This is a genomic window from Marinobacter sp. DSM 26671, from assembly GCF_900112835.1.
Taxonomy (GTDB): domain Bacteria; phylum Pseudomonadota; class Gammaproteobacteria; order Pseudomonadales; family Oleiphilaceae; genus Marinobacter; species Marinobacter flavimaris.
The window spans coordinates 223,955-250,447 of sequence record NZ_FONF01000006.1 but is presented as its reverse complement, the minus strand read 5'-3'; the positions used below and the strand labels follow the sequence as shown (position 1 = coordinate 250,447).

The 26,493-nt window shown below is 59.4% G+C and carries 22 protein-coding genes, 1 pseudogene and 1 riboswitch; of the genes and pseudogenes, 17 read left to right on the top strand and 6 right to left on the bottom strand.

The window, feature by feature from the left end; all coding sequences use genetic code 11:
• Nucleotides 1-139 precede the first annotated feature (139 nt).
• Nucleotides 140-1,486 (top strand): hypothetical protein, encoded by a 1,347-nt coding sequence (locus BM035_RS09345; RefSeq protein WP_175497375.1) that lies wholly within the window; start codon nucleotides 140-142, stop codon nucleotides 1,484-1,486.
• Here BM035_RS09345 and BM035_RS09340 read toward each other — a convergent pair.
• Nucleotides 1,483-2,412, bottom strand: coding sequence for a 2-hydroxyacid dehydrogenase (locus BM035_RS09340; RefSeq protein ID WP_092031324.1), 930 nt, complete (start codon nucleotides 2,410-2,412; stop codon nucleotides 1,483-1,485). The two genes, BM035_RS09345 and BM035_RS09340, sit on opposite strands and share 4 nt — an antisense overlap.
• Before the next feature lie 276 nt (nucleotides 2,413-2,688).
• Between BM035_RS09340 and BM035_RS09330 the strand changes: the two genes are divergently transcribed.
• The 5 genes from BM035_RS09330 (at nucleotide 2,689) to BM035_RS09310 (ending at nucleotide 9,848) form a co-directional block, all read left to right on the top strand.
• On the top strand, nucleotides 2,689-3,513 hold the full coding sequence (locus tag BM035_RS09330) for an IclR family transcriptional regulator (RefSeq protein ID WP_088826290.1): 825 nt from the start codon (nucleotides 2,689-2,691) through the stop codon (nucleotides 3,511-3,513).
• 287 nt (nucleotides 3,514-3,800) lie between these two features.
• Nucleotides 3,801-5,894, top strand: coding sequence for a 3-hydroxyacyl-CoA dehydrogenase NAD-binding domain-containing protein (locus BM035_RS09325; protein ID WP_092031321.1), 2,094 nt, complete (start codon nucleotides 3,801-3,803; stop codon nucleotides 5,892-5,894).
• 164 nt (nucleotides 5,895-6,058) lie between these two features.
• A complete protein-coding gene (locus tag BM035_RS09320; RefSeq protein ID WP_053113658.1) occupies nucleotides 6,059-7,243 on the top strand; it encodes an acetyl-CoA C-acyltransferase in 1,185 nt (394 codons plus the stop codon).
• A 72-nt stretch (nucleotides 7,244-7,315) separates the two neighbouring features.
• Entirely contained in the window at nucleotides 7,316-8,422 is a 1,107-nt protein-coding gene (locus BM035_RS09315) for a zinc-binding dehydrogenase (RefSeq protein WP_008177059.1), read from the top strand.
• A 10-nt stretch (nucleotides 8,423-8,432) separates the two neighbouring features.
• Nucleotides 8,433-9,848 (top strand): aldehyde dehydrogenase family protein, encoded by a 1,416-nt coding sequence (locus BM035_RS09310; protein ID WP_008177061.1) that lies wholly within the window; start codon nucleotides 8,433-8,435, stop codon nucleotides 9,846-9,848.
• Nucleotides 9,849-10,010: 162 nt separating this feature from the next.
• Here BM035_RS09310 and BM035_RS09305 read toward each other — a convergent pair whose 3' ends face one another.
• On the bottom strand, nucleotides 10,011-10,592 hold the full coding sequence (locus tag BM035_RS09305) for a QsdR family transcriptional regulator (protein WP_014579065.1): 582 nt from the start codon (nucleotides 10,590-10,592) through the stop codon (nucleotides 10,011-10,013).
• 160 nt (nucleotides 10,593-10,752) lie between these two features.
• Here BM035_RS09305 and BM035_RS09300 point away from each other — a divergent pair, with 160 nt between their 5' ends.
• The 3 genes from BM035_RS09300 to msrB all read left to right on the top strand — a co-directional run bounded on the left by BM035_RS09300 (nucleotide 10,753) and on the right by msrB (nucleotide 14,259).
• Nucleotides 10,753-11,454 carry a response regulator transcription factor gene (locus tag BM035_RS09300; protein WP_092031318.1) on the top strand — a complete coding sequence of 234 codons (702 nt, stop codon included), beginning with the start codon at nucleotides 10,753-10,755 and terminating at the stop codon, nucleotides 11,452-11,454.
• A gap of 2 nt (nucleotides 11,455-11,456) precedes the next feature.
• On the top strand, nucleotides 11,457-12,956 hold the full coding sequence (locus BM035_RS09295) for a sensor histidine kinase (protein WP_092031316.1): 1,500 nt from the start codon (nucleotides 11,457-11,459) through the stop codon (nucleotides 12,954-12,956).
• 79 nt (nucleotides 12,957-13,035) lie between these two features.
• The gene (gene msrB, locus BM035_RS09290; RefSeq protein ID WP_008177071.1) at nucleotides 13,036-14,259 is read left to right on the top strand and encodes a peptide-methionine (R)-S-oxide reductase MsrB; all 1,224 of its coding nucleotides are present in this window, start codon (nucleotides 13,036-13,038) and stop codon (nucleotides 14,257-14,259) included.
• Nucleotide 14,260: 1 nt separating this feature from the next.
• Here the strand turns inward: msrB and BM035_RS09285 are convergent, their stop codons facing one another.
• Together BM035_RS09285 and BM035_RS09280 are read right to left on the bottom strand one after the other, a co-directional pair.
• Complete coding sequence (locus BM035_RS09285; RefSeq protein ID WP_008177073.1) at nucleotides 14,261-14,989, bottom strand: 3'-5' exonuclease; 729 nt, start codon at nucleotides 14,987-14,989, stop codon at nucleotides 14,261-14,263.
• Nucleotides 14,982-16,856: a putative nucleotidyltransferase substrate binding domain-containing protein gene (locus tag BM035_RS09280; protein WP_092031313.1), complete on the bottom strand. Its 1,875-nt coding sequence runs from the start codon at nucleotides 16,854-16,856 to the stop codon at nucleotides 14,982-14,984. The genes BM035_RS09285 and BM035_RS09280 overlap by 8 nt, the downstream gene beginning before the upstream one ends.
• Before the next feature lie 122 nt (nucleotides 16,857-16,978).
• A riboswitch (cobalamin riboswitch) is annotated at nucleotides 16,979-17,201 on the top strand.
• 135 nt (nucleotides 17,202-17,336) lie between these two features.
• Here BM035_RS09280 and BM035_RS09275 point away from each other — a divergent pair.
• The 6 genes and pseudogenes from BM035_RS09275 (at nucleotide 17,337) to BM035_RS09250 (ending at nucleotide 23,161) form a co-directional block, all read left to right on the top strand.
• A complete protein-coding gene (locus BM035_RS09275; protein ID WP_092031312.1) occupies nucleotides 17,337-19,175 on the top strand; it encodes a TonB-dependent receptor plug domain-containing protein in 1,839 nt (612 codons plus the stop codon).
• Between the two features lie 30 nt (nucleotides 19,176-19,205).
• The gene (locus tag BM035_RS09270) at nucleotides 19,206-20,090 is read left to right on the top strand and encodes a cobalamin-binding protein (RefSeq protein ID WP_092031310.1); all 885 of its coding nucleotides are present in this window, start codon (nucleotides 19,206-19,208) and stop codon (nucleotides 20,088-20,090) included.
• A complete protein-coding gene (locus BM035_RS09265) occupies nucleotides 20,077-21,051 on the top strand; it encodes a FecCD family ABC transporter permease (protein WP_092031308.1) in 975 nt (324 codons plus the stop codon). Before BM035_RS09270 ends, BM035_RS09265 begins: the two co-directional genes overlap by 14 nt.
• Nucleotides 21,051-21,815 carry an ABC transporter ATP-binding protein gene (locus BM035_RS09260; RefSeq protein WP_041645928.1) on the top strand — a complete coding sequence of 255 codons (765 nt, stop codon included), beginning with the start codon at nucleotides 21,051-21,053 and terminating at the stop codon, nucleotides 21,813-21,815. The genes BM035_RS09265 and BM035_RS09260 overlap by 1 nt, the downstream gene beginning before the upstream one ends.
• Before the next feature lie 70 nt (nucleotides 21,816-21,885).
• A pseudogene (locus BM035_RS09255) lies at nucleotides 21,886-22,236 on the top strand (RidA family protein).
• A 76-nt stretch (nucleotides 22,237-22,312) separates the two neighbouring features.
• Nucleotides 22,313-23,161, top strand: a complete 849-nt coding sequence (locus BM035_RS09250; protein ID WP_008177089.1) for a sulfurtransferase — start codon at nucleotides 22,313-22,315, stop codon at nucleotides 23,159-23,161.
• 28 nt (nucleotides 23,162-23,189) lie between these two features.
• Here the strand turns inward: BM035_RS09250 and BM035_RS09245 are convergent, their stop codons facing one another.
• Together BM035_RS09245 and BM035_RS09240 are read right to left on the bottom strand one after the other, a co-directional pair.
• Nucleotides 23,190-23,714 (bottom strand): cytochrome b, encoded by a 525-nt coding sequence (locus tag BM035_RS09245; protein ID WP_008177091.1) that lies wholly within the window; start codon nucleotides 23,712-23,714, stop codon nucleotides 23,190-23,192.
• A gap of 63 nt (nucleotides 23,715-23,777) precedes the next feature.
• A complete protein-coding gene (locus BM035_RS09240; RefSeq protein WP_008177093.1) occupies nucleotides 23,778-24,131 on the bottom strand; it encodes a hypothetical protein in 354 nt (117 codons plus the stop codon).
• Nucleotides 24,132-24,349: 218 nt separating this feature from the next.
• Here BM035_RS09240 and BM035_RS09235 point away from each other — a divergent pair, with 218 nt between their 5' ends.
• The gene (locus tag BM035_RS09235) at nucleotides 24,350-25,075 is read left to right on the top strand and encodes a response regulator (protein WP_008177094.1); all 726 of its coding nucleotides are present in this window, start codon (nucleotides 24,350-24,352) and stop codon (nucleotides 25,073-25,075) included.
• A complete protein-coding gene (locus BM035_RS09230; RefSeq protein WP_053113686.1) occupies nucleotides 25,072-26,490 on the top strand; it encodes a sensor histidine kinase in 1,419 nt (472 codons plus the stop codon). The genes BM035_RS09235 and BM035_RS09230 overlap by 4 nt, the downstream gene beginning before the upstream one ends.
• Nucleotides 26,491-26,493: the final 3 nt, after the last annotated feature.

The following is a 26,493-nucleotide window of genomic DNA, read 5'->3' as shown; positions in this document are numbered from 1 at the left end:
CAATCTGTGCTATCTTTGTGCTAACTGTGTTTCATTAAGCGAAACACAGTTTTGTAATTTGCTACTGAAAGACTAATCCGGGTGTTGTGGAAATGCAAGCAGTGTTCAAACCTGACCAGGCGACCCTGTTGTGAGCGGCATGCTGCAGTGGCTGGTCTCCCTGGCCGTCGTTACAGAGCTGGTGGCCATCTGCCTGGAACACCGGCAACTGAGTGCGCTGGCGGGCCTGATGTTCGTTACCGCCTTTCTGGTGGGTGCCGGGCGCCTGCAGGGGTATGCCCGAATGCTCCTGGTTGTCGCCCTTGTGGTGCTGGCGGGCCTCGCCTGGCTTGGTTCTCTGGGCAACGGGCAGCTTCTGAAGGCTGCGTCCGACGCGGCTTTCTATTCCGCGTTTTTGGGCAGCCTGGGCATGATGCAGTGCCTGGTGCGACGGTTCGAAGTCTTGCGGCGGATTCACGATGTGTTGCTGGGCGGCAAGCCCATTCTGCTCTATCCCAAGTACGCCCTGGTCAGTTGTGGTGTTGCCACGGTTCTGAGCTTTGGCATGATGAACCTTCTGTGTGGAAGTCTCTCCGAAACCCTGCGTGAGCGCGGGATTACCGGCGAGTCCCGTCTCCAGTGGTTGCGCAGTGTTCTGATCAGCGCCCTGAGAGGGTTTGCCCTGGTGCCTCTGGTGGCGCCCACCAGCGTGGCTGTCGCCATTCTTACCCGGGAACTGCCCCAGTTGAGCTGGTCTCAGCTGCTGCCGTTCGGAGTGGTTGCGGCCCTTCTGATGGTGCTGATTGGCTGGGTGCTGGAACAGCGACGGTTCCGCAAGGTCAGTAGTGAACGCATCGCCGTAGAAGGCTGGCTCCCGGGCACCGGGCGTCTGCTGTTCCTTATCTTGCTGGTATTCACGGTTATGGCGGGCCTGGTGGCGACGACCGGCTTTAAGGTGTCGGTGGCAGCCATGCTGTCGGTGCCGACCGTGACACTGGTTTACATGCTGTGGCAGGAACGGGGGCTGATGCCGGTTCTCAAGGAAGGTGCTGGCCAGGTATGGGGTATGCAGAATGAAATGGCCATTTTCGCCGGCTCGGCCATTCTTGGTGTTGCCCTGTCTGCGGTCATCCCGGCAGATGCGCTTGCGGGTCTTGTCGCCACTGGCGGAGGCGTTTTCCTGGTTGCAGTTGTTGGCATGCTGATGCTGCCCATGTTCTCCATGATCGGCATCATTCCCATCACGGTTCTGAGTGTTCAGGCCGGTTTGCTGCCCCAATTGGTGGCCGAGGGAATGGAGCTGCTTCCGGTTGCGGTGGCCCTGGTGATTGGCTTTTCCCTGGCCATGATGCTGTCGCCTTTTGGCCCTTCGGTTATGTTGTTGTCCCGGTTCGGGCAGATTCCCCGTTGGGTTGTGGCGTTTCGATGGAATGGTCTGTTTGCGCTAATAACGCTGCCAGTACTTTTGGTGCTGACAGCGCTGGTGGCCTGGCTGGCGCCGGGTTAGTAGCCCCGGTCGGTATCCACAATCCCTGAAATAGCGCGCCCGGCGGCATGGTCCCGGATCTTGCCGGTAATCTGCTCAATGGTGGCATCCCGAAGGGTCCGGGCCGAGATGTGAGGGGTGATGGTGATTTCTTTTCGTTGCCAGAATGGGTGCTCCTCCGGTAACGGTTCCTTCCGGAACACGTCGAGCGAGGCGCGCAACAGTTTGCCCTCGTCCAGCGTCCGAAGCAGATCTTCCTCAACCAGGTGTTCACCCCGGCCAACGTTGATCAGTACGGCGCCCGGCTGGAGCTGGCTAAGTAATTCATAGTCGATGATGTTCCGGGTCTCATCAGTCAGCGGCAGGGTGTTGACCAGAACCCGGGTGGTTTTCAGAAAGTCGCCGAGCTGATCCGGACCGGCGTAGGTATTGACTCCTTCCAGGCTATGGTCCCCGCGGGCCCAGCCGCTCACCCGATAATCCAGATTGGACAGAGTGCGGGCCACACGCTTACCAATGTGGCCAAGTCCCATGACACCCACCGGCCATTCGCTGCGTTTGATCGGGCGATGGATCTTCCAGATACCCTGGCGTTGCTGCTCCCGATAGGTTTCCATCTCGCGGCTTGCCTCCAGCAACTGGTGCAGCACGTACTCTGCCATCTGCGCCGACATGCCGGCATCCTCCAGGCGCACCACCGGAAGGTCGGCCGGCAGGTTGGGCACTTTGAGCAGGCCATCAATGCCCGCCCCGAGATTGAATACCGCCTTGAGATGCTTTTCCCGTTCGAACAGCGCCTCGGGCGGTTGCCAGACAATGGCGTAATCCGCATCGATGGCTGGGCCGTTTGGGTTCCAGACATAAACCTCGGCGTCCGGTAATTGCTCCAGGATCGGTACCGTCCAGCGTTCTGGTTTGGGGTCGCCTGCCACAAATAGAATTTTCATTTTGCCTCCGGGGGTCGCCACGGGGTTCATTGGCTGCTAATTTGTTTTGCAATGCAGAATAAGGTATCCGCGAAAACGTTGAAAGTCGGTATTCGATACCGCCATGCGATTCTGATTTTGAAACATAATTGATAAGTGTTTCATATTTGGTGCGGATTTTGAAAAGACTTTCTGGTACTTGATTTCTGCAGCGATTAAAATCATGAATCCTTTGTTATTCACCATATTAATACACCGGTTACCGGAGCGGGCGACGCGGTTGGAGGACGTCCCATTATGGCAGGAAAGAAGCAGATCTCACCCGAACTGAAAGTGGCATCCACTGACGGTGAGCCCGTGAAGCCGGAAAAAGACCGCAAGTTTGTCGAGGCCCTGTCCCGCGGCCTGGACGTGCTCCGGGCCTTCAGCCAGGGTCCTGTCATCCTGGGAAACCAGGACATTGCCCGTATCACCGGATTGCCCAAGCCGACCGTGTCGCGGATGACCTATACCCTCACCAAGCTGGGATACCTCAGCTACAACACCCAACTGGAGAAATACCAGCTGAGCTCCGGGGTGCTGGCGCTTGGCTATGCCTACGTGTCCAATCTCAAGGTGCGTCAGCTGGCCAAGCCCTACATGGACGAGTTCGCCCGCCAGACCAACATGTCCGTTGGCCTCACCTGCCGGGACCGGTTGCACATGATCTACGTGGAAAACCGTCTGCCACCGGAAGCCTCCCTGTTGCGCATGGATATCGGCCTGAAACTGCCGATGGCCAGTACCTCCGCCGGCCGCGCCTACTACTGCGCCGTCAGCGACAAGGCCCGCCTGGTGATCGACGACGCCATGGCCGCGAAATATGGTGATGCCTGGCCAGAGAAGAAGCAGGGCCTCGACCAGGCCATGAAGGACTACAAGGAGCACGGCTTTTGCCTGTCCATTGGCGAATGGGACCGGAACATCAACTCTGCTGGCGTGCCCATTCACTTGCAGGATGGCACCATCATGGCCCTGACCTGCGCTGCGCCGTCCTATCTGGTGCCGGCGGAAAAGCTTCGGGGTTCCATTGCCCACCAGCTGGCCATGCTGGCAGGCGATATAGAATCTTTGGGTGTTTGATAACAGCCGTGAAGTAACGAAGGGAGGTAGCGAGTAGGCCCTACAGAAACCGTGCGGAGCCATGGATGGCGGAGCCGAGCGTACAAGGATGTATTCACAGCGTGTTTCTGTAGGGCCTACTCGCCACCTCCCGACAAACTCCAAACCAAGAAACCGCAGAAGAACCCCTGCGGTTTTTTTGTGCCTGTAGTTTAATGGGTGGTTGAAACCACCAAAGAACTTGTATTAAATCGTACGCATGTTTCGCTAGTTAAAACCATATTTCAGAAAGAATGCGAGGAGAAATCATGTCTGAGGTCGTTAGCTATAACCGGGAAGGCAACATCGGCGTTATTACCGTGAATTACCCGCCGGTAAACGCCCTCGGCCAGGCTGTTCGTTCTGGTCTGCTCGCAGCCCTGGAGCAGGGCCAGAAAGATGCCGAGGCCAAGGCGCTTCTGCTGGTTTGCGAAGGGCGCACGTTCATTGCCGGCGCCGACATTCGTGAATTCGGCAAGCCCATGCAGGAGCCCACCTTGCCGACACTGGTCAACACCTTTGAAAACAGCGACAAACCGCTGGTTGCCGCGATCCACGGAACGGCTCTGGGTGGTGGTCTGGAAACCGCTCTGAGCTGTCACTACCGGGTTGCGGTGAGCAGTGCCAAGGTGGGTCTGCCGGAAGTGAAGCTGGGCCTGCTGCCCGGCGCCGGCGGTACCCAGCGGCTTCCGCGCCTGACCGGTGCTCAGAAAGCACTGGAAATGATCACCACCGGTGAATTTGTCGGTGCCAAGGATGCTCTGGCCCTGGGCATTCTCGATGCCGTGGAAGAAGGCGACAATATCCGCGCTATCGGCATGGCCTACGCGCAGAAAGTAGTCGATGAAGGCAAGCCGGTGCGTCGTGTTCGCGATATCACCGACAAGATCGAGGCTGACAAGGGCAGCGATGTCTTCGACCAGTTCCGTGACGAGCTGAAGAAGCGGGCCCGGGGTCTTTTCTCCCCGTTCAAGTGTGTCGACGCTGTGGAAGCGGCGTTCAATCTGCCTTTCGACGAAGGCATGAAGCGCGAGCGGGAACTGTTCATGGAATGCATGGAGTCGCCCCAGCGCGCCGGTCTGATCCATTCGTTCTTTGGGGAGCGTGAAGTCTCCAAGGTCAAGGGACTGCCGAAGGATACGCCGGTTCGTGACGTGAAGAGCGTTGGCATAATTGGTGCCGGGACCATGGGTGGCGGTATTGCCATGAACTTCGTCAACGTGGGGATTCCGGTCACCATCGTTGAAGTGAAACAGGAGGCTCTCGACAAGGGCCTGGCCATCATCCGCCGCAACTATGAGAACTCCGCGAAGAAGGGCAAATTGACACAGGAGCAGGTGGAACAGCGGATGGCGCTGATCACCCCGAGCCTGACCTACGACGATTTCCGGGACGTTGACCTGGTCATCGAGGCGGTGTTCGAGAACATGGCCATCAAGAAAGAAATCTTTGCCAAGCTTGATGAGGTCTGCAAGCCGGGTGCGATCCTGGCGTCCAACACGTCCACCCTGGATATCGACGAGATTGCGTCTGCCACCAAGCGCCCGGAAGATGTGGTGGGTATGCACTTCTTCAGCCCGGCTAACGTGATGAAGCTGCTGGAGAACGTGCGTGGCAGCAAGACCTCCGACGAGGTAAAAGCCACGGTGATGGCGGTCGCCAAGAAGATCAAGAAAGTGGGGGTCATGGTGGGCAACTGCTACGGCTTTGTCGGCAACCGGATGCTCCACAAGCGTGGTACTGAAGCCATGTCCCTGGTGGACGAGGGCGCCACCCCGCAGCAGGTCGACAAGGTGCTGACCGATCTCGGCTTCCCCATGGGGCAGTTTGCGATGTCCGATCTGGCCGGGATCGATGTGGGTTACCGGATTCGCGAAGAGCGCCGCAAGGCCGGTGAAGACATTTCCGCCAGCTGGATGGATAAGCTTGCCGAACAGGACCGCCTTGGTCAGAAGACCCAGGCAGGTGTATACAAGTATGAGGAAGGTAGCCGCAAGCCGATTCCCGACCCGGAAGTGGAGCAGCTGATCGAGCAGTTCCGCAAGGAACAGGGGATTACGCCCCGGGAGATTACCGACCAGGAAATCCTCGAGCGCTGCGTGTATGTGATGATCAATGAGGGCGCGAAGATCCTGGAAGAAGGCATCGCCGATCGTCCTCTGGATATCGACATTGTCTGGATCTACGGCTATGGCTTCCCGGCCTATCGCGGTGGCCCCATGTTCTGGGCCGATCAGGAAGGTCTGGACACCATTCTCTCAGCGGTTAAGAAGTACCAGGATACCGTTGGTGGCGAGCAGTGGGAGCCGGCGGCTCTGCTCGAGAAGCTGGTTGCTGAAGGCCGTAAGTTCGCTGACCTGTAACTTGGCGGGCGGGTCGCGGGGCGGGGTGTCTTTTCCTTTGGGAAAAGCAACTCGCTTTGCTCAGACATCTTTTCCCGGCGGAAAAGACACCCCGCCCCACGACCGGCTTAGCTGAGTGTTTAGGCTAACCCGACCTACATGTTTCAAAAATTGAGGGCATTGTTATGTCTGATGCAGTAATCGTCTCCACCGCGCGCACCGGCCTTGCGAAATCCTACCGGGGCTCTTTGAACAACACGCACAGCGTGGATATGGCAGGTCACGTTATCAAGCATGCTGTTGAGCGCGCAGGTATTGATCCGTCTATTGTTGAGGATGTGATCATGGGCGCGGCCTACCAGGAGGGCGCCCAGGGCCGGAATATTGCCCGTCTGGCGGCCATCCGCGCCGGTCTTCCGGTGACCACTGCCGGGTTCTCCATTAACCGGTTCTGCAGCTCGGGGTTGCAGTCCATTGCCCTGGCGGCACAGCGGGTGGTGTCCGAGAAAGTACCCGCCATGGTGGCCGGGGGCGTTGAGTCCATTTCCCTGGTGCAGAACGAGAAGATCAATAGCTTCCACGCCACCAACGAGTGGCTGATGAAGAACAAGCCCGAGCTGTACCTTTCGATGATTGAGACGGCGGATATTGTCGCCAAGCGCTACAACGTCAGCCGTGAAGCCCAGGATGAGTATTCGCTGATCTCCCAGCAGCGCACGGCGGCGGCCCAGCAGGCTAGCAAGTTTGACGATGAGATCGTGCCTTTCGATGCCACCATGCTGGTCAAGGACAAGGAAACCGGTGAGGTCAGTGAAAAGCAGGTGACCCTGAAAGGTGACGAGTGTAATCGCCCGAATACGACCCTTGAGGGCCTGGCGGGTCTGGAGCCGGTGCGTGGTCCGGAGCAGTTCATCACGGCGGGCAACGCCAGCCAGCTGTCGGACGGCGCCTCCGTTTGCACGGTGATGAACAGCACCTATGCCGAGAAGCACAACATTGAACCCATGGGTATTTTCCGTGGCTTCGCTGTGGCGGGTTGTGAGCCGGATGAGATGGGCATCGGCCCGGTGTATGCGATTCCGCGCCTGCTTGAGCGCAATGGTCTGACCATGGATGACATTGATCTGTGGGAACTGAACGAAGCCTTCGCGTCGCAGGTGATTTACTGTCGTGACCGCCTGGGCATTCCCATGGAGAAGCTGAATGTAAACGGCGGCTCAATTTCCATCGGCCACCCCTTTGGTGTTACCGGCGCCCGCCAGACAGGCCACGCCCTGATCGAAGGCAAGCGCCGTGGGGCGAAATACGTGGTGATCACCATGTGCATCGGCGGTGGCCAGGGTGCTGCTGGCCTGTTCGAGGTGGTTTGAAGCCGGCCTGTATGAGATCGGGGTCAGAAGAATGCTTTCTTTCGACCCCTTGTTGACCAAAAGGGGAAATGCATGGACAGACAAGCAAAAGCCGTCGTCTGCCGGGAATGGGGGCAGCCTGTTCAGGTGGAAACCATCACGGTGGAAGGTCCCAAGCGGGATGAAATCACCATCAAGATCGCGGCCTGCGGCGTTTGCCACAGCGATCTGTCCGCCACCACGGGTAAGATTCCCTACCCGCCTCCCCTTGTATTGGGGCACGAAGCCGCAGGCGTGGTTGTCGAAGTCGGTGAGGGCGTCACGGCCTTCAAGGAAGGCGACCATGTGGTGAGTACCTTCATATCCATGTGCGGCAAATGCAGCCAGTGTGTTCGTGGCCGCCCGGTGCTCTGTGAGAACGCCCGCAAGGCCATGTTCAACCTGCCGGATGGCACGGTCAGAACCAAAGGCGCGGACGGCGAGCCCCTGAACGTCTTCGGCGCCTGCGGCGTGATGGCCGAGTTCGCCACCATGCACGTGGACAACTGCGTGAAAGTGGACGAAACCGTGCCGATGCAGAACGCCGCCCTGGTGGGTTGCGCTGTGATGACCGGTGTCGGCGCTGTCTTCAATACGGCAAAGCTGGAGCCCGGCTCCCGAGCCGCCGTGTTTGGCATCGGTGGCGTTGGCCTCAACGCGATCCAGGGCTGCGTGACCGCCGGCGCCGAGATGATCGTGGCGGTGGACAGCAACCCCGCCAAGCTGGCGATGGCGAAAGAGTTTGGTGCCACCCACACCGTGAATATCAACGAGGTGGAGGACGCCGCCAAGGCTGTGAAGAAAATGACCGGCGGCGTTGACTACGCCTTCGAATGCGTCGGTGCCGGGCCGGTGGTGGAACAGGCCTACAAGAGTCTGGGCCGTGGCGGTACCGCCGTGGTCGTGGGTGTGGCAGATCCGAAGGACAAGACCTCGCTGACCACCCTCACCCTGCCGGCGGACGAGCGAACCTTGAAAGGCAGCTGGCTGGGTTCGGCAAGGCCGCAGCACGATTTCCCCAGGATCCTGGGTCTTTACAAGGCTGGTAAACTCAAACTGGATGAACTGGTTACCCGTACCTACACCATAGAAGAAGCCGCACAGGCGTTCGATGATATGGTGGCAGGCAAGAACGCCCGTGGCGTTATCGTATTTGAATGAAGGGGGAAGCATGAACGAGCTGAACAGGAACTACATCAACGGCCAATGGGTTAGCTGGGCCGGTGACATGATCGACGTTCACGAAGCTGGCACCGGTGACGTGATTGCCCGCGTTCCCGCCGCCGGCGCGGATGAAATGGAACAGGCCATTGCCGCCGCCGATGCGGCGTTTGAAAGCTGGTCGGAAAGCACCCTGGAAGAACGGATCAAGGTGCTGGAACAGCTGCACGCGGGCCTGAAAGAGCGCGCGCCGGAAATCGCCGAGACCGTCTGCCGGGAAGTGGGCATGCCCATCAAGCTGGCCACGCCGATCCAGGCTGGTATGCCGGCAGCCGTGACCAAGAGCTACCTGAAACTGCTGCCCGACTTCCCGTTTACCGAACAGTCCGGCAACTCCGAGGTGCAATATGCGCCGGTCGGTGTGGTTGGTTGCATTACCCCCTGGAACTACCCGTTGCACCAGGTGATCCTGAAAATCGTTCCGGCGATTGCGGCCGGTTGCACCGTGGTGCTCAAGCCTTCGGAGATCGCCCCCCAGACGGCGTTTATCCTTGCCGAGATCCTCGATGGCACAGACCTGCCCAAGGGCGTGTTCAACATGGTGTGCGGCTATGGTCATACCGTGGGTGATACCCTGATCAAGCATCCGGATGTGCGCATGGTGTCCTTCACCGGCTCCACCCGCACCGGCAACCTGATCGCCCACGCCGCAGCCGATGACTTCAAACGCTTTGCTCTGGAGATGGGCGGCAAATCCGCCTCCGTGATCCTCCCGGACGCCGACCTGGCGGCTGCTGTTAAAGGTACCATCAACAACTGCCTGCTGAACTCCGGCCAGACCTGCACCGCACTCACCCGCATGCTGGTTCCGGCCGACAAGCACGACGAGGCCTGTGAACTGGCCGCCGCTGCCGTGGCTAAAATGACCCCGGGTAACCCGCTGGAAGAAACCACACGGTTGGGCCCGCTGTCGTCTGCCCAGCAGCGTGACAAGGTGATCGACTACATCAAACTGGGTATCCAGGAAGGTGCCAAGCTCATCGCCGGTGGGCCGGAAGCGCCCGAGGGATGCGAGAAAGGTTACTTCGTCAAGGCGACCGTCTTCGGCAACGTAAAACCGGACAGCCGCATCGCCCAGGAGGAAATTTTCGGGCCGGTGCTGTGCGTGATCCCGTACAACGACGAAGCAGAAGCGGTGAAAATCGCCAACGGCACCCAGTACGGCCTTTCCGGTGCAGTCTGGTCCGGCGACGACGCCAAGGCCAAGAAAATTGCCAGCAAGCTGCGCACTGGCCAGGTATTCGTGAACGGTGGTGCGTTTAACCCGATGGCACCGTTTGGCGGCTTCGGCCATTCCGGTATCGGCCGCGAATTTGGCAAGTGGGGACTGGAGGAGTTTCTGGAAATCCGGTCTTTGCAGCTGTAAATGCCGATAGGCTGGGCTGCCGATCGGTGGCCCTGAGAGTTAGATCGGCCACGGGGTGGGGGTGTCTTTTCTGCCGGGAAAAAATGTCTGAGCGAAGCGAGTTGTTTTTCCCAGAAGAAAAGACACCCTCGCCTCGGGGCCAGCCCCCAAAGCCTGTAAGCCCTAGGCCTTCCCCCCAAGCAAAATCCGCACGGCCGTACAGGCATCCTCCAATTCTGCTTCCCTGGGTTCGCGTCCGGCGATGATGTCGCTGTAAAGGCAGGACTCTGCCAGTCTAATCATGAAGTAAGACAGGCTGAAGATGTTCATTGGTGGCTTGATATGCCCGGCCGCTACCTGGTCTTTCAGCATCCGCGTGTTGGTTTCGACCGTGCGAGTGTGCAGGATCGACTGGGACGAGGTGAGGATCTTCAGGGCATATTCCGGGTCCTGGTTGATGAATCGCCGCAGCGGCTCGAAGTGCAGGATCGCGGAGTTGGTGCGGCGGTACACGCCGACAATGTAGTCCACGCCAGTGCCGGGCGTTTCGGCCATGGCCTGTCGCCAAAGGGGTTCGTACAGGGACCAGAGAATCTCGCCGATCAGCAGATCCTTGTTGCCGACCCAGCGAAACAGGGTGGCGCGGCCAATTCCGAGCTCATCAGCCAGCGGCGCCAAGTGAATGCGCTCACCCTTGAGCCACATGCGACGTGCTCGCTTGAACGCCTCGGCCGGTGTTGCCCTGGTTACGGTTTTGTCTGCCACTGAAACCTCATGCCCGAATTTGGATTCATTTTAACGGCTAAACCCGGAGCCGGCTATGCGCGCGGTTCTGACGGCTTGTGATGGTTTTGTGAACTTTTCCGCCTACACTCTGCCATGAAAGCATCGAAAGCCTCCGGCAAATTCAGCGAAGCCCATCACCATGACGCGAACGGTACTGATTATTGAAGACAACCCCGGCATCGGTGAGCTGGTCCGTATGCAGGTTTCAGATCTGGGAATGAAGCCCGTGCTCGTGGACCGGGGGGACACCGGCCTGGAAAGGTTCCGTGAGGGCGGCGTCGATCTGGTTATTCTGGATCTGATGTTGCCTGGCCTGGATGGTTTGGCGGTGTGCCGCGAGATTCGTGCCTGCCCGGGCTATGTGCCGGTTCTGATGTTGACGGCAAAGAGCACAGAGCTGGATCGGGTCCTGGGCCTGGAGATGGGCGCGGACGATTACCTGACGAAGCCGTTCAGCGTGGCGGAGCTGGCAGCGCGCGTCAAAGCGCTTTTCCGACGGGTAGACGCACTCTCTCAGGCAGCGCCTGCCGGCGGTCAGGCTGATGAGATTGAGGTGGACGGGCTTCGGATTGATCCGGTTCGCCGGCGAGTGTTTGTGGATGATCGGGAAGTGGACCTGACCGCCCGCGAGTTCGACCTGCTCTGGCACTTTGCCTCCCATCGGGGCCGGGTGTTCAGCCGGGCGCAATTGCTCGATTCTGTGTGGGGTTACAACCATGAGGGCTACGAGCATACCGTGAACACCCACATCAACCGCCTGCGCAACAAGATTGAAGCCGATCCCGCCGACCCACGATACGTCCAGACGGTCTGGGGTGTTGGCTATCGGTTCATGGATTAGCGATGGCCCTGTCTGTCTTCCGCACCCTTTATGCCCGGCTGGCGATCGGTCTGTTCCTGCTGCTGCTCGTGGTGGGTGGGCTCTTTACCTTTCTGAGTCTGGCTTCGGTGAGGGAATACTCGGCTGCGGTCAACCAGCAGCTGAACCGCGACCTCGCCCGTAACCTGGTGTCTGACCGCAACCTGGTTACCGATGGCAAGCTCAACCGCGATGCCCTGAAGCAGCTCTTCGAGCTGTACATGACCATCAACCCCAGTATCGAAATCTACCTGCTGGATACCGAAGGTAATATCCTTTCCTACTCCGCCGACCCGAACAAGATCAAGCGCAACCGGGTATCCCTGGAACCGGTACGCACGCTGCTTGAAAACCCGGGCGCTTACCCACTGCCCGGCGATGATCCGCGCAGTCATGACCGGCGGAAGGTCTTCTCGGTAACGCCGGTGCCTTCGGCTGCGGATCCAACGGGTTATCTGTACGTGGTTCTGCGCGGCGAGGAGTACGACCTGGCCGAGAGCATGGTGCACAGTAACCGGCTCCTCCAGTTAGGCGCGGGCGCGCTGGCGGTGAGCCTGTTCGTCGGCTTGCTGGCCGGGCTGGTGTTCTTCCGGTTGCTGACGCGTCGGCTGTCGCGGCTGACCGAGCGGGTGGAATCCTTCGAGCGCGGCATGTCTCCGGAGCGCGCCGCCGCGGTGGCGGGCAAAGGCGATGACATTGATTACCTGGCCGCCCGGTTCGATCAGATGGCCCAGCGAATTGTTGCCCAGCTGGACCTTCTGAAACACAAGGATGCCCAGCGCCGGCAGCTGGTTGCCCAGGTCTCCCACGACCTTAGAACGCCACTGGCATCCATCCAGGGTTATATCGAAGCATTGCGCATGAAACAGGACACGCTCGCCGCCGAGGAGCGGGCACGTTTCCTGGATGTGGCCCTGACCGAAAGCCACCGGCTTGGTCGTCTTGTGGAGGAACTGTTTGAACTTGCCGCACTGGATGCCCGGGAGAAACAGCCGAAGACGGAACCGTTTGTGGTTGCCGAACTGCTGCATGACGTGGTGCAGAAGCACCAACCCGAGGCGGAGCGCGCAGGCGTTGCCCTGTCGATTGTTTCCGTCGCTCCGGTCCAGGTGCTGGCGGATATCGCCATGACCGAGCGGGTATTGGATAACCTGATCAGCAACGCCCTCAGCCATTCGCCGAAAGATACGGAGATCACACTGGGCGTTGTCGAACAGGCCGGGGGTGCGCAAATTACCGTCGCCGACGCTGGCCCCGGTATCGATGATGAGGACCTGGAGCACGTCTTCGAACCCTTTTATCAGGCCGCAGGTGCGTCCAGGACGGGCCATGCCGGTCTGGGGCTCGCGATTGCCCAGCGAATGGTGACGCTGCAGCAGGGAAAACTCTCGGTACGCAATGCCGATGGCGCCGTTTTCAGTGTCTGGCTGCCCCTGGCCCGCGACAGCTCGGTCGCGGGCGGCGAAAAATCCACAGCGTTATGAATTCGTAATACCTGGTGAACGTTTTCGTGAATCCACCGCCCTACGCTGTAGGTATGGAATCACGTGAAGGAGATATCTGATGAAACGCAAGATCATGGGTCTGTTTTCCGCAGTGGCATTTGTCTCTGCAGTTGGTCTGTTCACCACCTACGCGGTTGCCGAAAAGTCGGAGTCGCAGATGAGCAAATACGCACCGGATCAACCGGGTCTGGCCGTGGCGACCTTTGCTGGCGGTTGTTTCTGGTGTGTTGAGGCCGGGTACGAAAAGCGGGTGCCGGGCGTGGTGGAAGTAGTCTCGGGCTATTCTGGTGGGAAAGAGGCAAGCCCCTCCTACAAGCAGGTTGCCTCGGGGCAGACTGGCCATACCGAAGCGGTACAGGTCTATTACGACCCCAACGAAATGACATACGAGGGCTTGTTGCAGGCGCTCTGGCGGATGATGGACCCGACCGATAATCAGGGTCAGTTTGTGGACCGCGGCCAGCAGTATCGTCCTGCTATTTTCTACCATAACGCTGAGCAGAAGCGCCTGGCCGAGGCGGCCGTTGCAGAATTGGAGGCATCCGGAGTTTACGAGAAACCCGTGGTGATCGAAATCGTGCCGTTTGAGAAATTTTACCCGGCGGAGGAATACCACCAGGATTATTACGACAAAAACCCGGTGCGCTACAACTTCTACACCTTCAACTCTGGACGCTATCAGTTTATCGAGAAGGTGTATGGCGAAGATTACGAGCTCGATTACACCCGGTTCCAGGAGAATGCCACAGTGGACGCCAGTGACGATCTGGTGGGCGATGAAAGCGCCAGCACAGAGCCCGGCCAGATGGGCGTTGGCTTCGATCCGGCAAGCTTTGAAAAGCCGGCTCAGGATGTCCTGAAGCAGCGCCTGACGGATATGCAGTACGAGGTGACCCAGGAAGACGGCACCGAGCCGGCGTTTAACAACAAATACTGGGACAACAAGAAGCCAGGACTCTACGTGGATATTGTCTCCGGCGAGCCGCTGTTTTCTTCACGGGACAAGTACAAATCCGGTACCGGCTGGCCCAGCTTTACCCGGCCGATCACACCAGACGCGGTGGTGGAACGTGAGGACAACTCGTTCTTCATGACCCGTACGGAAATCCGCAGCAGCCACGCGGATTCCCACCTTGGCCATGTCTTCAACGATGGCCCTGCGCCAACCGGACTACGCTACTGCATGAACTCCGCGTCTATGGACTTTATCCCGCTGGAGAAGATGGAAGAGGCCGGTTATGGCAAATGGGTTGATGACGTCAGACCAGAGAGCGACGCCTGACTCACAACCACAAATCCGCCACCCGGGTGTCCCGGCTGAAATGGTGCAACACCTGGGCCTGCAGGAGTTCAGCCGTGGCAACCGCATCAATCAGGGCGTTGTGGGCGGCATAGTGAGGCAGCCCATAACGCAGCCGGCTATCAGCCAAGCGAATCGACACGGGCTTCTTCCCCAGCAGTTGTTGCCAGCGTGACGGGTTTCGGTCCGGGTGCAGGTGAGCCTCAATGGCCATGGTATCGATCAACGGAAACCGGATTCCTTCCCCCAAGCGCCATTGCAGGGCAACGTCGAAGAACGATCTCTCGATGTTGCGGTAGTGAACCACGGGGATACGCCCATTCAGGCTGGCAAACAGATCCTTCAGGATATCGTTCAAATCCGGGGCCTGGTCGATATCACTGTGGGTAATGCCGTGGATAGTAATCGAGGTCTGGTGTAGCGGGAGCTTGGGCCGCACGATCCAGTGGCGGGCTTTGCCCAGCTGGATGCCGTCGAGCGTAAACGGCACCAGACCGATACTGACAATCGAATGTTGATTGGCGTCCAACCCGGTGGTCTCGAAATCGAGCGCGACAAAGGGCACCTCGGATAAGGGCGTCTCCGGCGACACACACCCACTCTCGTAATAGGCTTTAAGAATCGGGGACTTGCTCTGCTCCGCCAGGGCCTTGAATTGCTCGGGCCATGGCAGGCGTGTAACAGAATTCTCGGCCTGCTCCTCACTAGACATTACGGGCCACCCCGGCGTGATACCGGAATTTCAGGAACTTCTGGGCACCGCTGACTACCTGGAACGCATCCTTGAGATGGCTGCGCTCAAACGGTGAAAGGTCTTCGGGCCGTACGTTGTTGTCCGGCTGCCGGTCAGCCTCGATTGCCAGGGCCTGGTGTCGGATACGAACGATGGAGATAAACTCAAGCGCATCCCTCAGGTTGCCCAGATCGTCGTCCAGCAGGAGCTTGGTGTTGCCAATGGCTTTCAGTCGTTCGAACGAGTTCTGTGCACGGGAGCCGCAGGCCAGGGCATGAACCCGGATCAGATCCGACAGGGGCGCTGTTCCGCGACGTTTCAGGTTGAAGGTCTTCTGGTGCTTGCCATCCTCTTCCAGCACGAAAGTCCGGAAAAAGCCGATCGGCGGCGTGCGGTTCAGGGCGTTGCGCGCCAGCATTGCCAGGAACCGCTGGCTGTTGCTGGCTTTGTCCGCCACCAGTGTCTTGAGCTGTTCGGCAAAGTCGGTCTCGCCGTAGATGCCATCCAGATCAAAGAAAATATTGCTGTTTAACAGAGCCTCGGCTTTCGGATTATCAATCCAGTCGGTGAAGTAGTCCTTCCAGACGCGCAGTGGCTGCCGCCATTTCTGGTTGGTGGCCATGATGTCGCCGGTGCAGTAGGTATAGCCGCACTCCGCAAGGCCATCGCTGACAAATTTCGCCAGCGCCAGGAAGTATTCGTCGTGTTCTTCCGGCACAAAGCTGTCGTCCAGGATCATGGCGTTATCCTGGTCCGTGACCACCAGCTGCTCGTCCCGGGCCATGGAGCCAAGTGCCATGAAACAGTAGGGCACCGGCGGTGGTCCAAACTTTTCTTCGCCCAGTTCCAGCAGGCGCTGGGTAAAGCTGCGCCCGATGCCGGCCATGGCGCTGCCGATCATGTGGGAGTTGGCATCCTCGTTCACCATACGCACGAAGCTGTCGCGCACATCCAGACTGATTTTCTTGAGGCCTTTTACATCCTGCTGGTGATAGATATTGCTGACCAGGTACAGGCTACTCTGGCTCTCGTATTTCACGATGTCAGACAGCGCAATGACACCACGAACCTCCTCTCCGTCCATCACCGGAAGATGGTGCACGTTGTTGTGCAGCATGGTAAGCATGGCTTCGAATATGAACAGATTCGAGCGAATGGTGATAAGGTCTTCCGACATGATCTCGCTGATGGGGGTTTCCGAGGCCAGTGCTTCGCTGAGTGCCCGGGTACGCAGGTCGCGGTCGGTGATGATGCCCTTGAGCCGAGGCTTTTCACCTTCCTCATCCATCAATAGCAACGCGGACACACCGTTTTCAGTCATGATCCGGGCGGCTTCCTGAAGCCGGACAGTGCGTGGTGCCGTAACCGGTTCCCGGGATATCAGCCGCGTGACCTTGGAAGTCATCAGCTCGTTGGATTTTTCCCGGCGGGAAACGGCAGAGCGCAGGCGGCTTCGGTCTTCAATCTCGACGAAATCGGCGAAGTTGTCGTCACTTTCCCACAGGTACTGGAAGATTTCTCCCGGAATCTTGTAGACCAGTGTGTCTTCAAGGGCTTTTGCCGGAAATCGCACTTTCCGGTTCATCAGGAGGCCAAACTGGCCGAATATTTCGCCTTCGCTGATGCGGTTATACAGTTCACCCGAACGCCGATAGATTTCTACCGCGCCACTGCGCACGTAATACAGCCAGTTGCTGGGCTCGCCGAATTCCAGGATCTGGCTGCCGGCCTTGAAGTAGACTACCTCAATACCGCCCACCACCCTGTCGAGCAGCTCCTCGGTCATCTCGTCAAACGGCGAGTATTGAGCCATGTGATTGCGGATGTCGACCAGCTCGGCCTGCATAAAACTCCCTGTTTTGGCGAAGAAAAAATGATTGTCAGTCATGGAATATAGCAGTGGCAGAGGCCTGCGACCATGTCGACCTTTGATGGATTTCATTGACCGCTTACCCCGGTGTTGCTAGCCTTGCCACACTTTTTTCAGGTGCCCGTCGCAAAGCGCGACGGGTGAAACGGGAAATCGGTGAGCCTGGTCACGCCAGTGCAAGTCCGATGCTGCCCCCGCAACGGTAAGCAGGACAACGGCAATCTGTGCGCCACTGTGTCGCCAAGACATGGGAAGGTGATTGCCCGGGAACCCAGAGTTCCGCCTGCCAGCCCGGAGACCGGCCTGGAAAAACACCCGATGTTGCGGTGGGCAACCTGGGTGGGTGATATGCCGGTTCCGCATTCCTGACACCAGTCTACCGCCTGCCCCCATTCCCTGTTCCGCAACAAAACCCAGATTCCCGTGCGGGTGCGCGCGGAGTGCGGAGCAAGTTTCATGTTCAGAATTCAAAGCCCTGTTTTACTGGCCGGCGTTGCCATGGCCGCCCTGCCTCTGGCCGTTTCGGCCCAGTCTGCCCCTGAATCCGATGCCCTGGATCCCATCGTGGTTACCGCGACACTGGGGCCGAAGACCGTTGGGGAGAGCCTGTCTTCGGTTACGGTCATCGAGAAGGAGGATATTGATCGGCAACAGCCCGCGGAATTCCGCGACCTGCTGCGCGCCCAGCCGGGGATCAACGTGGTGTCGGACGGCAGTTACGGCAAGACTACCAGCGTATTCCTGCGTGGCGCTGGCAGCTCAGGTACCGTGCTGCTTCTCGATGGTATCCGCCTGCGCTCGGCCTCTGCGGGTATCCCACCCTGGCAGTTTTTGCCTCCCGAATTGATGGAACGGGTTGAGCTGGTGCGAGGTGCGAAGAGTTCCCTCTACGGTGCCGATGCGGTGGGTGGTGTCATCCAGGCGTTCACCCTGGAACCGGGGGCCGGGCGCCAGGGTTGGGGCGAGCTGAAAGGCGGTTCCCATGAAACCCGTGAGGCAACGGCCGGGCTGGCTGGCCGGGAAGGCCGTTCGTCGTTCCTGGCCGGTGGCGTTTATTCGGATACCGATGGCACGAACCTGCGTGCTGGCGGCGAGGACAAAGGATTCCGGAACGCTGGTGGCCTGGCCAAACTGAGCCACAGTTTTGACCAGGGCGGCGGCGCAGGACTGACGGTTTTCCAGTCTGAAGGTAATACCGAGTTTGAAGGCGGTGATACCGATTTCCTGATTCGTGCCATGGGGCTGCATCTGGAAGCGGTTGCCAGTGACTACTGGCGTACACGTATCCAGTTCTCGGAAGCTCGCGACGAACAGGATACCTTCGGAGCCAATCCCAGCACGTTCGACACCCTGTCTCGCTCCGCGCGCTGGGAAAACACCCTGACGGCCGGTGTTCATGAGCTGGTTCTGGGTACGGAGGTCATGCTTGACGAAGTGGATGGCACCAGCAATTTCACAGAAGACAGCCGGACCAACAGCGCGGTTTTCGGTCAGGGCCGTTTGAACTTTGATGCCACCGATCTGATGCTCAGTCTGCGTCTGGATGACAACGAGGCCTATGGCAAAGAGGAGACTGGCGGTGTGGCCTTCGGTCACCAGCTGGACCGCGCCCATCGCTTTCGCCTCAGCTATGCGACATCGTTCCGGGCACCCACCTTTAATGACCTTTACCTGACGGTGCCGTTCTACACCGGTAATCCTGACCTCGATGCGGAAGAGGGGCAGATGGTCGAAGCCGGTTTCTCCGGGCGATATGACCGGTGGTACTGGGACATTGCGCTTTATCAGAACGACGTGAAAGACCTGATTACCTACGTGTCGGACCCGGTGACCTTTGAGGGCACCATGGAAAACGTCGAGACGGCCAGAATCCGTGGCGTTGAGGTTTCTTCCGGTATCGAGACGGCTGACTGGAATCTGGCGGCAGCAGTAACCTACGCGGATACCGAGAATCGCGATACCGGCGCCCGTTTACCACGCCGCGCGGAAAAAAACGTGCGTCTGGATATTGATCGCCTGTTCTCCCAGTGGTCGGTGGGCGCCAGCTTTATTGCCGAGAGTGACCGCTATAACGATGCGGCAAATACCAGTCTGCTGCCGGGCTATGGCACGGTAGACCTGAGAGCGGCCTGGAATTTCCAGCCTGGCTGGTCGGCCTCATTCAAGGTCGATAACATGCTGGATCGTCGGTATGCCACCAGCATCGGATATGACAGTGCGACCTTCGCGCCCTTTGATTATCTGGCCGCCGGACGAACCTTCATGGCCTCGGTGCGCTATGATTTCCAACAGTAAATTCATTGATCTGAGAGGCTCCCGCCCTCTATGAGGCACCTATGGCTCGCTGCACTGTGTGTACTGTCTCTGCTTGCGCCCTCGTTGGCGCAGGCCCAGGGACCCTGCGTACGCGATGCACTGAACCAGAAGGTATGCCTGGCCGAGCCAGCGCAGCGTATTGTTTCTTTGTCACCGGGTGCCACTGAGCTGTTGTTCTCCGCCGGTGCCGACGAAAAGGTCGTTGCGGTGAGTGCCTGGAGCGACTACCCGCCAGAGGCGGAGAACTTACCGCAGGTGGGCGACAGCAATCGCCTGGACCTGGAAGCCATTGTTTCGCTGGCACCGGACCTGGTGGTGGCCTGGGTGGATGGCAATTCCCGCAGCCAATTGGAACGGCTGTCTGACCTTGGTATTTCCGTATTCTGGCTAGCCCCGCGAACGTTTGACGACATTGCCGCGGCGGTATCGGATCTGGCGTTGCTGACGGGTTCACCGGATCTCGGCAATGAGCGGGCCGAAGCGTTTCGTGCAGAAATAGTCAAACTTAAAGCTCAGTATGCCGATGCCAGACCGGTTAAGGTGTTCTACCAGATATGGGACCAGCCACTGATGACCGTGAACCGGGACGAGCTGATCAGCAAGGCCATAACCCTGTGCGGCGGAGTGAATGTGTTTGGCGGGCTGCCACGGCTGGTGCCCCGGATCAGCCGGGAGGCGGTTCTCGAAGCCAACCCTGAAGTCATTATTACCGCCGGGTCGTCGGACGACAGGCAGTGGCTGGAAGCCTGGCGCGAGTTTCCGGGCCTGGCAGCGGTAGCCGCCGGCAACCTCTTCCTCGAACCGCCGGACCTTCTGGCGCGCCCCACGCTACGTATGGCAGACGGCGCCAGGCACCTGTGCCAGACCCTGGAGCAGGCCCGTGCCTATCTCTAGCCCTTACAAACCTCTCCTCATTCTGCTGCTGGCGGGCTTTCTGGCGGCACTGCTCTCCGTCAGCATTGGCAGTACGTCCATCGGTTTTGGTGACACTCTGAGGGTGATCACCGGCAGTGGCACCGAGTTGCAGCAAACGCTGATTCTGGAGCTGCGCCTGCCTCGCACCCTGAGCGCGTTCGCAACTGGCGGATTGCTGGCCGTGGCCGGGGCACTGATGCAGGTATTGTTGCGAAATCCCCTGGCCGATCCTTATGTGTTGGGGCTTTCTGGTGGCGCGGCAGTGGGTGCGTTATTGGCCATGCTGGCCGGCGCTGCCGGTTTTCTGATATCCGGCTCCGCGTTTGCAGGTGCCATGCTGGCCACCCTGCTGGTGTTTGGTCTGGCTCACGGCAGTGGCAGCTGGACCCCATCGCGGCTGTTGCTTACCGGTGTGGTGGTCGCCGCCGGCTGGGGCGCCATGATTACCCTGATCCTCTCGATGACCCCGGCCAGCCGATTGCCGGGCATGCTGTATTGGTTGATGGGCGATCTTTCCCACGCCGCCACTCCGTGGCCGGGACTGATCATTCTTGTGCTCGTATGCCTGATGGTGTTTCCGCTCGGCCGGGCCCTGAACGTGCTGGCACGGGGCTCCCTGCAGGCGGCGGCGCTGGGCGTTTCGGTGCGGCCACTGGAATGGTCGATCTACCTGATGGCCAGCCTGCTGACCGCAGCCGCCGTCACCATGGCCGGTTCGGTTGGTTTCGTTGGCCTGGTGGTACCGCACATGTTGCGGCTGGTGCTGGGCAACGACCAGCGCCTGATTCTGCCGGCCTGCGCACTGGCGGGCGGTACGCTGCTGGTGCTGGCGGATACCCTGGCGCGGGTGGTGATTGCGCCGGAGCAGTTGCCGGTTGGGGTGATCACCGCGCTGATCGGCGTCCCGACCTTCCTGTACCTGCTGTATAGGAGCCGATGATGACACGCCTGGCAACCGAAGCGCTGATTATCGACATTCCGGGCCGCAGCTCAGGCGTTCCCCTGAATCTGGCCATCGAACCGGGACAGGTCTGGGGCGTGCTGGGCCCTAACGGTGTGGGTAAAACCACCTTGCTCCATACTCTCGCAGGATTGCGGGAGCCCAGAAGCGGAAAGCTGCTGCTTGATGGAACGCCGTTGGACGGCATCCGCCGCAAGACCGTATCGCAACGCATGGGCCTGGTATTTCAGGACCGGCAGGATGGATTCCCGGCAACGGCACTGGAAACCGCCCTGATCGGCCGCCACCCCTGGTTATCGCCTTGGCAGATGGAGAGTGGTGATGACCTCGCGATTGCTGAAAGGGCTCTGATAGAGCTGGACGTGATCCACCTGAAAGATCGCCTGGTAAACACCCTCTCCGGCGGTGAACGCCAGCGGGTAGCCATTGCTACCCTCATGACCCAAAGCCCCGAAATCTGGCTCCTGGACGAACCCACCAATCACCTGGATTTACAGCACCAGACCGCCGTTATGAAGCTGCTGCGCCAGCAGGCAGCGTGCGACCGGGGCGTGTTCATGTGCCTCCACGACCTCAACCTGGCTGCGCGATGGTGCGACCAGATCCTCCTTCTGTACCCCGACGGTCAGGCCTGCTGGGGACCGGCCCGCGACATGCTGGTGACTTCTGCACTCGAAAGCCTGTTTGGCCAGCGTTTGCTATCTGCCGAACTGGATGGTTTTCCGGTGTTTGTGCCGGGCTGAAGTGTGAGGCTTTATCCTCGAGCCCGTTATTGGTTATATAGTCACTCAAATCCCCAACAAGGCCATCACCATGACCATTGAACGTATTTCCACCAACAGCCGAATGAGCAAGATCGTAAAACACAACGGCACTGCTTACCTTTGCGGTCAGGTTGCCAAGGACCGTAACGCCGATATTCATACCCAGGTAACCGGGATGCTGGAGAAAGTGGACGAGCTGCTCGAGACCGCCGGCTCCAGCCGCGATCGAATCCTTTCGGCAACCATTTACCTGGCAGACATGGCCGATTTCAAAGCCCTGAACGAGGTGTGGGACAACTGAGTGCCTGAAGGTACGGCGCCGGCCCGGGCCTGCGTTCAGGCTCAGATGGCGTCGCCGGAGTTGCTGGTGGAAATCTCGGTGATTGCCGCAACGTCCTGACGGCAGCCGGGAAGGTCTGGCGATTTGTCGGCCTGAGAAGTCGGCCGTTTATTTCTGGTAGGAACAGGAGCACACCATGGCGTCCCCACTCGTAACCACCGACTGGTTGCAGGAAAACCTCGATAACGAACGGTTGGTTCTTATCGACGCGAGTATGGCCACGGTTATTGGCAAGGAGCCGATCGTTTATGATCACCCGGTGTGGATACCGGGGAGCTTCCAGATTGATCTGGAGGGAACGCTCTGCAATACGGAATCGTCCCAGCTCCATGCGTTTCCTACCGAGGAACAGTTCACTCAGGAAGTTCGCAGGCTGGGCATAACGCCTGAAAGACTGGTGGTGCTTTACGACAACCAGGGAATCTATTCCGCTCCCCGGGCCTGGTGGATTCTGCGGTCGATGGGCCTCGAACAGGTTTTCGTGCTCGATGGTGGCCTGCCACAGTGGTTGGCAGAGGGGCGTGAGACGGTGTCGGCCCCGATTAATAGTGCGGCTTCCGCCGGGAACGTGGCGGGCCGTCTGGACCGCGGACGGGTTCGGGATTCCGCCTTCGTGCTACAGCATCTGGACGACGAGCGAGTTTCGGTGATTGATGCGAGATCCCGGGCGCGGTTCCTGGCTCAGGCCCCGGAACCCCGCCCGGGAGTGCGCGGCGGCCATATTCCGAACTCACTCAGTCTTCCGTTTACCGAGGTGCTGGATGGTTACCGGTTTAAGCCGGTCAGTGAGCTGGAGGCAAAGTTCAGGCATCTCGGTACGAACCTTCAGCCCGGAGACGGGCATCAACTGGTGTTTTCCTGCGGTTCCGGCATCACCGCCTGCATCATTCTGCTGGCGGCCGAGCTGGCCGGGTATGACCAGCTCTCTCTTTACGATGGTTCCTGGGCGGACTGGGGCAGCGACGATTCGCTGCCGGTGGCTTGAGCCCGAGGGTTTTCCTGTATCTTGGCCGTCAGGCCATGCGCTTCATGATCCGGTCTCCCAGCAGGTACTGATGCGCCAGGGCAGCTGCTACGTGTACGCCAATCATGAGCCACAACACGTTGGCCAGCACTTCATGAACCTCTTCCCCGCTGTCTTCCAGCCACTCGATTTCCGGGCCGTAGCCAAAGACTGTCCAGCCGAAAAAGGTAACAGGATCGCCTTCACCGAGGGAGGATGCGAGCCCTGACAGCGGCATCAGGATCATCAGGGCATAGAGCGCAATGTGCCCGAGCTTGGCCATGGTCGCCCATTGAGCCGGTGGTGTTATACGTGCGCGGTTAAGCCAGCGCCAGAGACCGCGAAAGATAACCAGCCCGAAAATGGTCAGGCCCAGGGTCTGGTGCCAGGCCATAAGCGACGCATCAGAGAGTGTGTGCTCCAGGGCTTCAAACCAGACTTCGCTGGCAAGCATTACCAGCAACAAAACCGCCATTATCCAGTGCACAGCCCGGGAAACGGCACCATAGCGGTTGTCAGCGTCCATCAGTGTCATCGCGATTCTCCTTGATCAAAGGCTGGCGGGGCACCTCTCGGGCCCCGCGCTGGCTGTTGGTAGTCAGCTCCGGTGTCCGCCGCGAACCGGGGCACCGTACTGGTTGAACTCCTGCTCCCGGATCAGATTCTGCTCGGCATCTCGCAGTTGGACCCGGTATGTGCCATCCGACGTTTCCTCAACGGACACATCCACGCCCGGGCCGAAGCGTCTTAGCGCCTGGCCGTAAGCCATGATGCGCATTTCGTCGGTGCTGTATTGCTTCAGATCGGAACCCATGGATTTGCCGTGGTGGCGATTCTCGTAACGATCGTCACAGTCACCTCGCCCGTAGTCGTCATCGGCAGACGCAAGCAGTGGCGTGGCGCCGAGTATCGCGGCGATGGAGAGAGCAGCAATGGTGGTCGTTTTCTTCATGGTCGAACTCCTTGGTTGGTTAAACCCATGACGGAATGTCATTGTTGGTCGGGAGTTATTCCATCAAGGAAACGTCGCAGAATTGTCTCGGTGACCCACCGACTTTGTCGCAACTTGTCGCAAGGCAGGGATTTGCGACGGTTTTTGACAAGATCGCGCCCAAGCGGGAAGTCGACTCCCCTATAATCAGGGCAGACGGTAATTCAACGGAGTAACGAGTGAGCGACTCTCCCACAATCCTGGTGGTCGATGACCACCGGGACATTCGAGATCTGGTCGGCCGCTATTTGCAGGAGCATGGCCTGCGCGTGCTGCTGGCGGATGGCGGCGATGCCTTGAAGCGCCAGTTGCGACAGCACTCCATCGACCTGGTTGTGCTGGACATCATGATGCCCGGGGACGATGGCCTCACGCTCTGCCGTTACCTTCGTGAGCACACCGAGTTGCCTGTTATTCTGCTTACAGCCATGAGCGAGGAAACCGATCGCATTGTCGGCCTCGAAATGGGCGCCGACGATTACCTCACCAAACCCTTTAACCCCCGGGAGTTGTTGGCCCGCATAAAAGCAGTTCTGCGCCGTACCACAGCGCTGCCACCGCAACGCAGCCCCATGGCCGGGCAGTCCCTGACGTTCGAGGGCTGGACGCTGGACGTCGACCGCCATCAACTCATCGATCCGGAAGGTGTCGAGGTGTCGTTGAGTACCGCCGAGTACAAGCTTCTGCTCGCCTTCCTTGAGCACGCCGGCCGCGTGTTGTCCCGTGATCAGCTGATGGACCTGACCCTCGGCAGAGAGGCGGATGCCTTTGATCGAAGCATTGATAATCATGTCAGCCGCCTGCGCCGAAAGATCGACCCGGATGCCCGCAGCCCCAGGCTGATCAAGACAATCTGGGGCGGTGGCTACCAGTGGATTGCTGCGGTCGAAGGGGCTGAACAATGAGACTGTGGCCACGGCGCGCCGGTGGGCAGCTGGCGCTGTTATTGATTCTGGTGCTGCTGGTGGCCCAGGTTATCACCATCGTTATTCTGGCGGGTGAGCGCCAGGGAGCGTTGCGCAGTGCCAGTCTGGAACACGTCCTCCAGCGGGTGGCCGATGGCTATACCCTGGCCGATACTACCGATCCGGAACGGCAGGAGCGCATCCTCCGGGCACTCTCCAGCCCGACCCTGCGGCTTTCCATTGATCCCGCGCCCTATCTGACCGAGGATCAGTCCTCCGACATGAGGCGCCGGCTGGCCGAGGAGCTGGGTCTGCCCGTGGCGCAGGTTCGAACGGCCATGGAGGCTGATGGAGACGACTGCCTGCGGGATCGCGATGATCATCGGGACCGTGAGCGGCATGACGATGAGGATGATGAACACCACGAGTATGAAGAACACCGTGATGATGACGACCATCACGATGAACGGCAGGAATGCCCGCCGGTGCTGGGTGTTTCCCTGGCGTTGTCTTCCGGCCAGTGGTTCAATGCCCGGGCACTGCCACCGGCGCCCTCCTGGCTGTGGTTAAAGGCGACGCTCACCAGCGTTGGCATTACCGCAGTGCTGCTCACGCTGACCTTGTTGCTGGCGGTTCGTCGAATCCTGCGGCCAATAAACGAGTTGAGCCAGGCGGCCCACGCGTTCGGGCGGGGGGAGAAAGTCCGGATTCCTGAAAAGGGACCGGAGGATGTTCGTGAGGTTACCCGCGCCTTCAACCAGATGCAGGATCAGGTTGGCCGCGCCCAGGAAGACCGGGCAAGGCTGCTGGCGGCTCTCGCTCACGACCTCAGGACACCCATTACCTCCATGCGGCTGCGGGTGGAAATGCTGCCGGAAGGTGAGGACAGGGACCGTCTTCTCGATTCCCTCAGGGAAATGCAGCATCTTGCCGAAGCCACCCTCGATTTCATCCGGGGCACCACCACCGAACAGCACCGTCGCTATGATCTGGCGACCCTGCTGGACAGCCTGTGTGGTGATCTCCAGGAAATGGGCTTGGCGGTGCACTGCGATGACAGCCCGAGATGTGTACTCCAGGGGCAGCCCGAAGCCGTCAAACGTGCCCTGCGTAATTTGATTGAGAACGCGGTTAATTATGGCGAGCAGGCGGAAGTAACACTGGCAACCACAGACACAGAAGCGGTTGTCACGATTGTTGATCAGGGGCCGGGTATTCTGGAGGCGGACCGGGAACGGGTTTTTGAACCCTTCTATCGGCTGGAACACTCACGCAGCCGCGAAACCGGTGGCGCAGGCCTGGGCCTGGCTATTGCCCGTACCCTGATTCGGGGGATGGGTGGCGATATCCGGCTGGATGCTGGCCCGGGAGGTCAGGGCCTGCAGGTTTCTGTGACTTTGCCCAAAACCAGGTAGGGC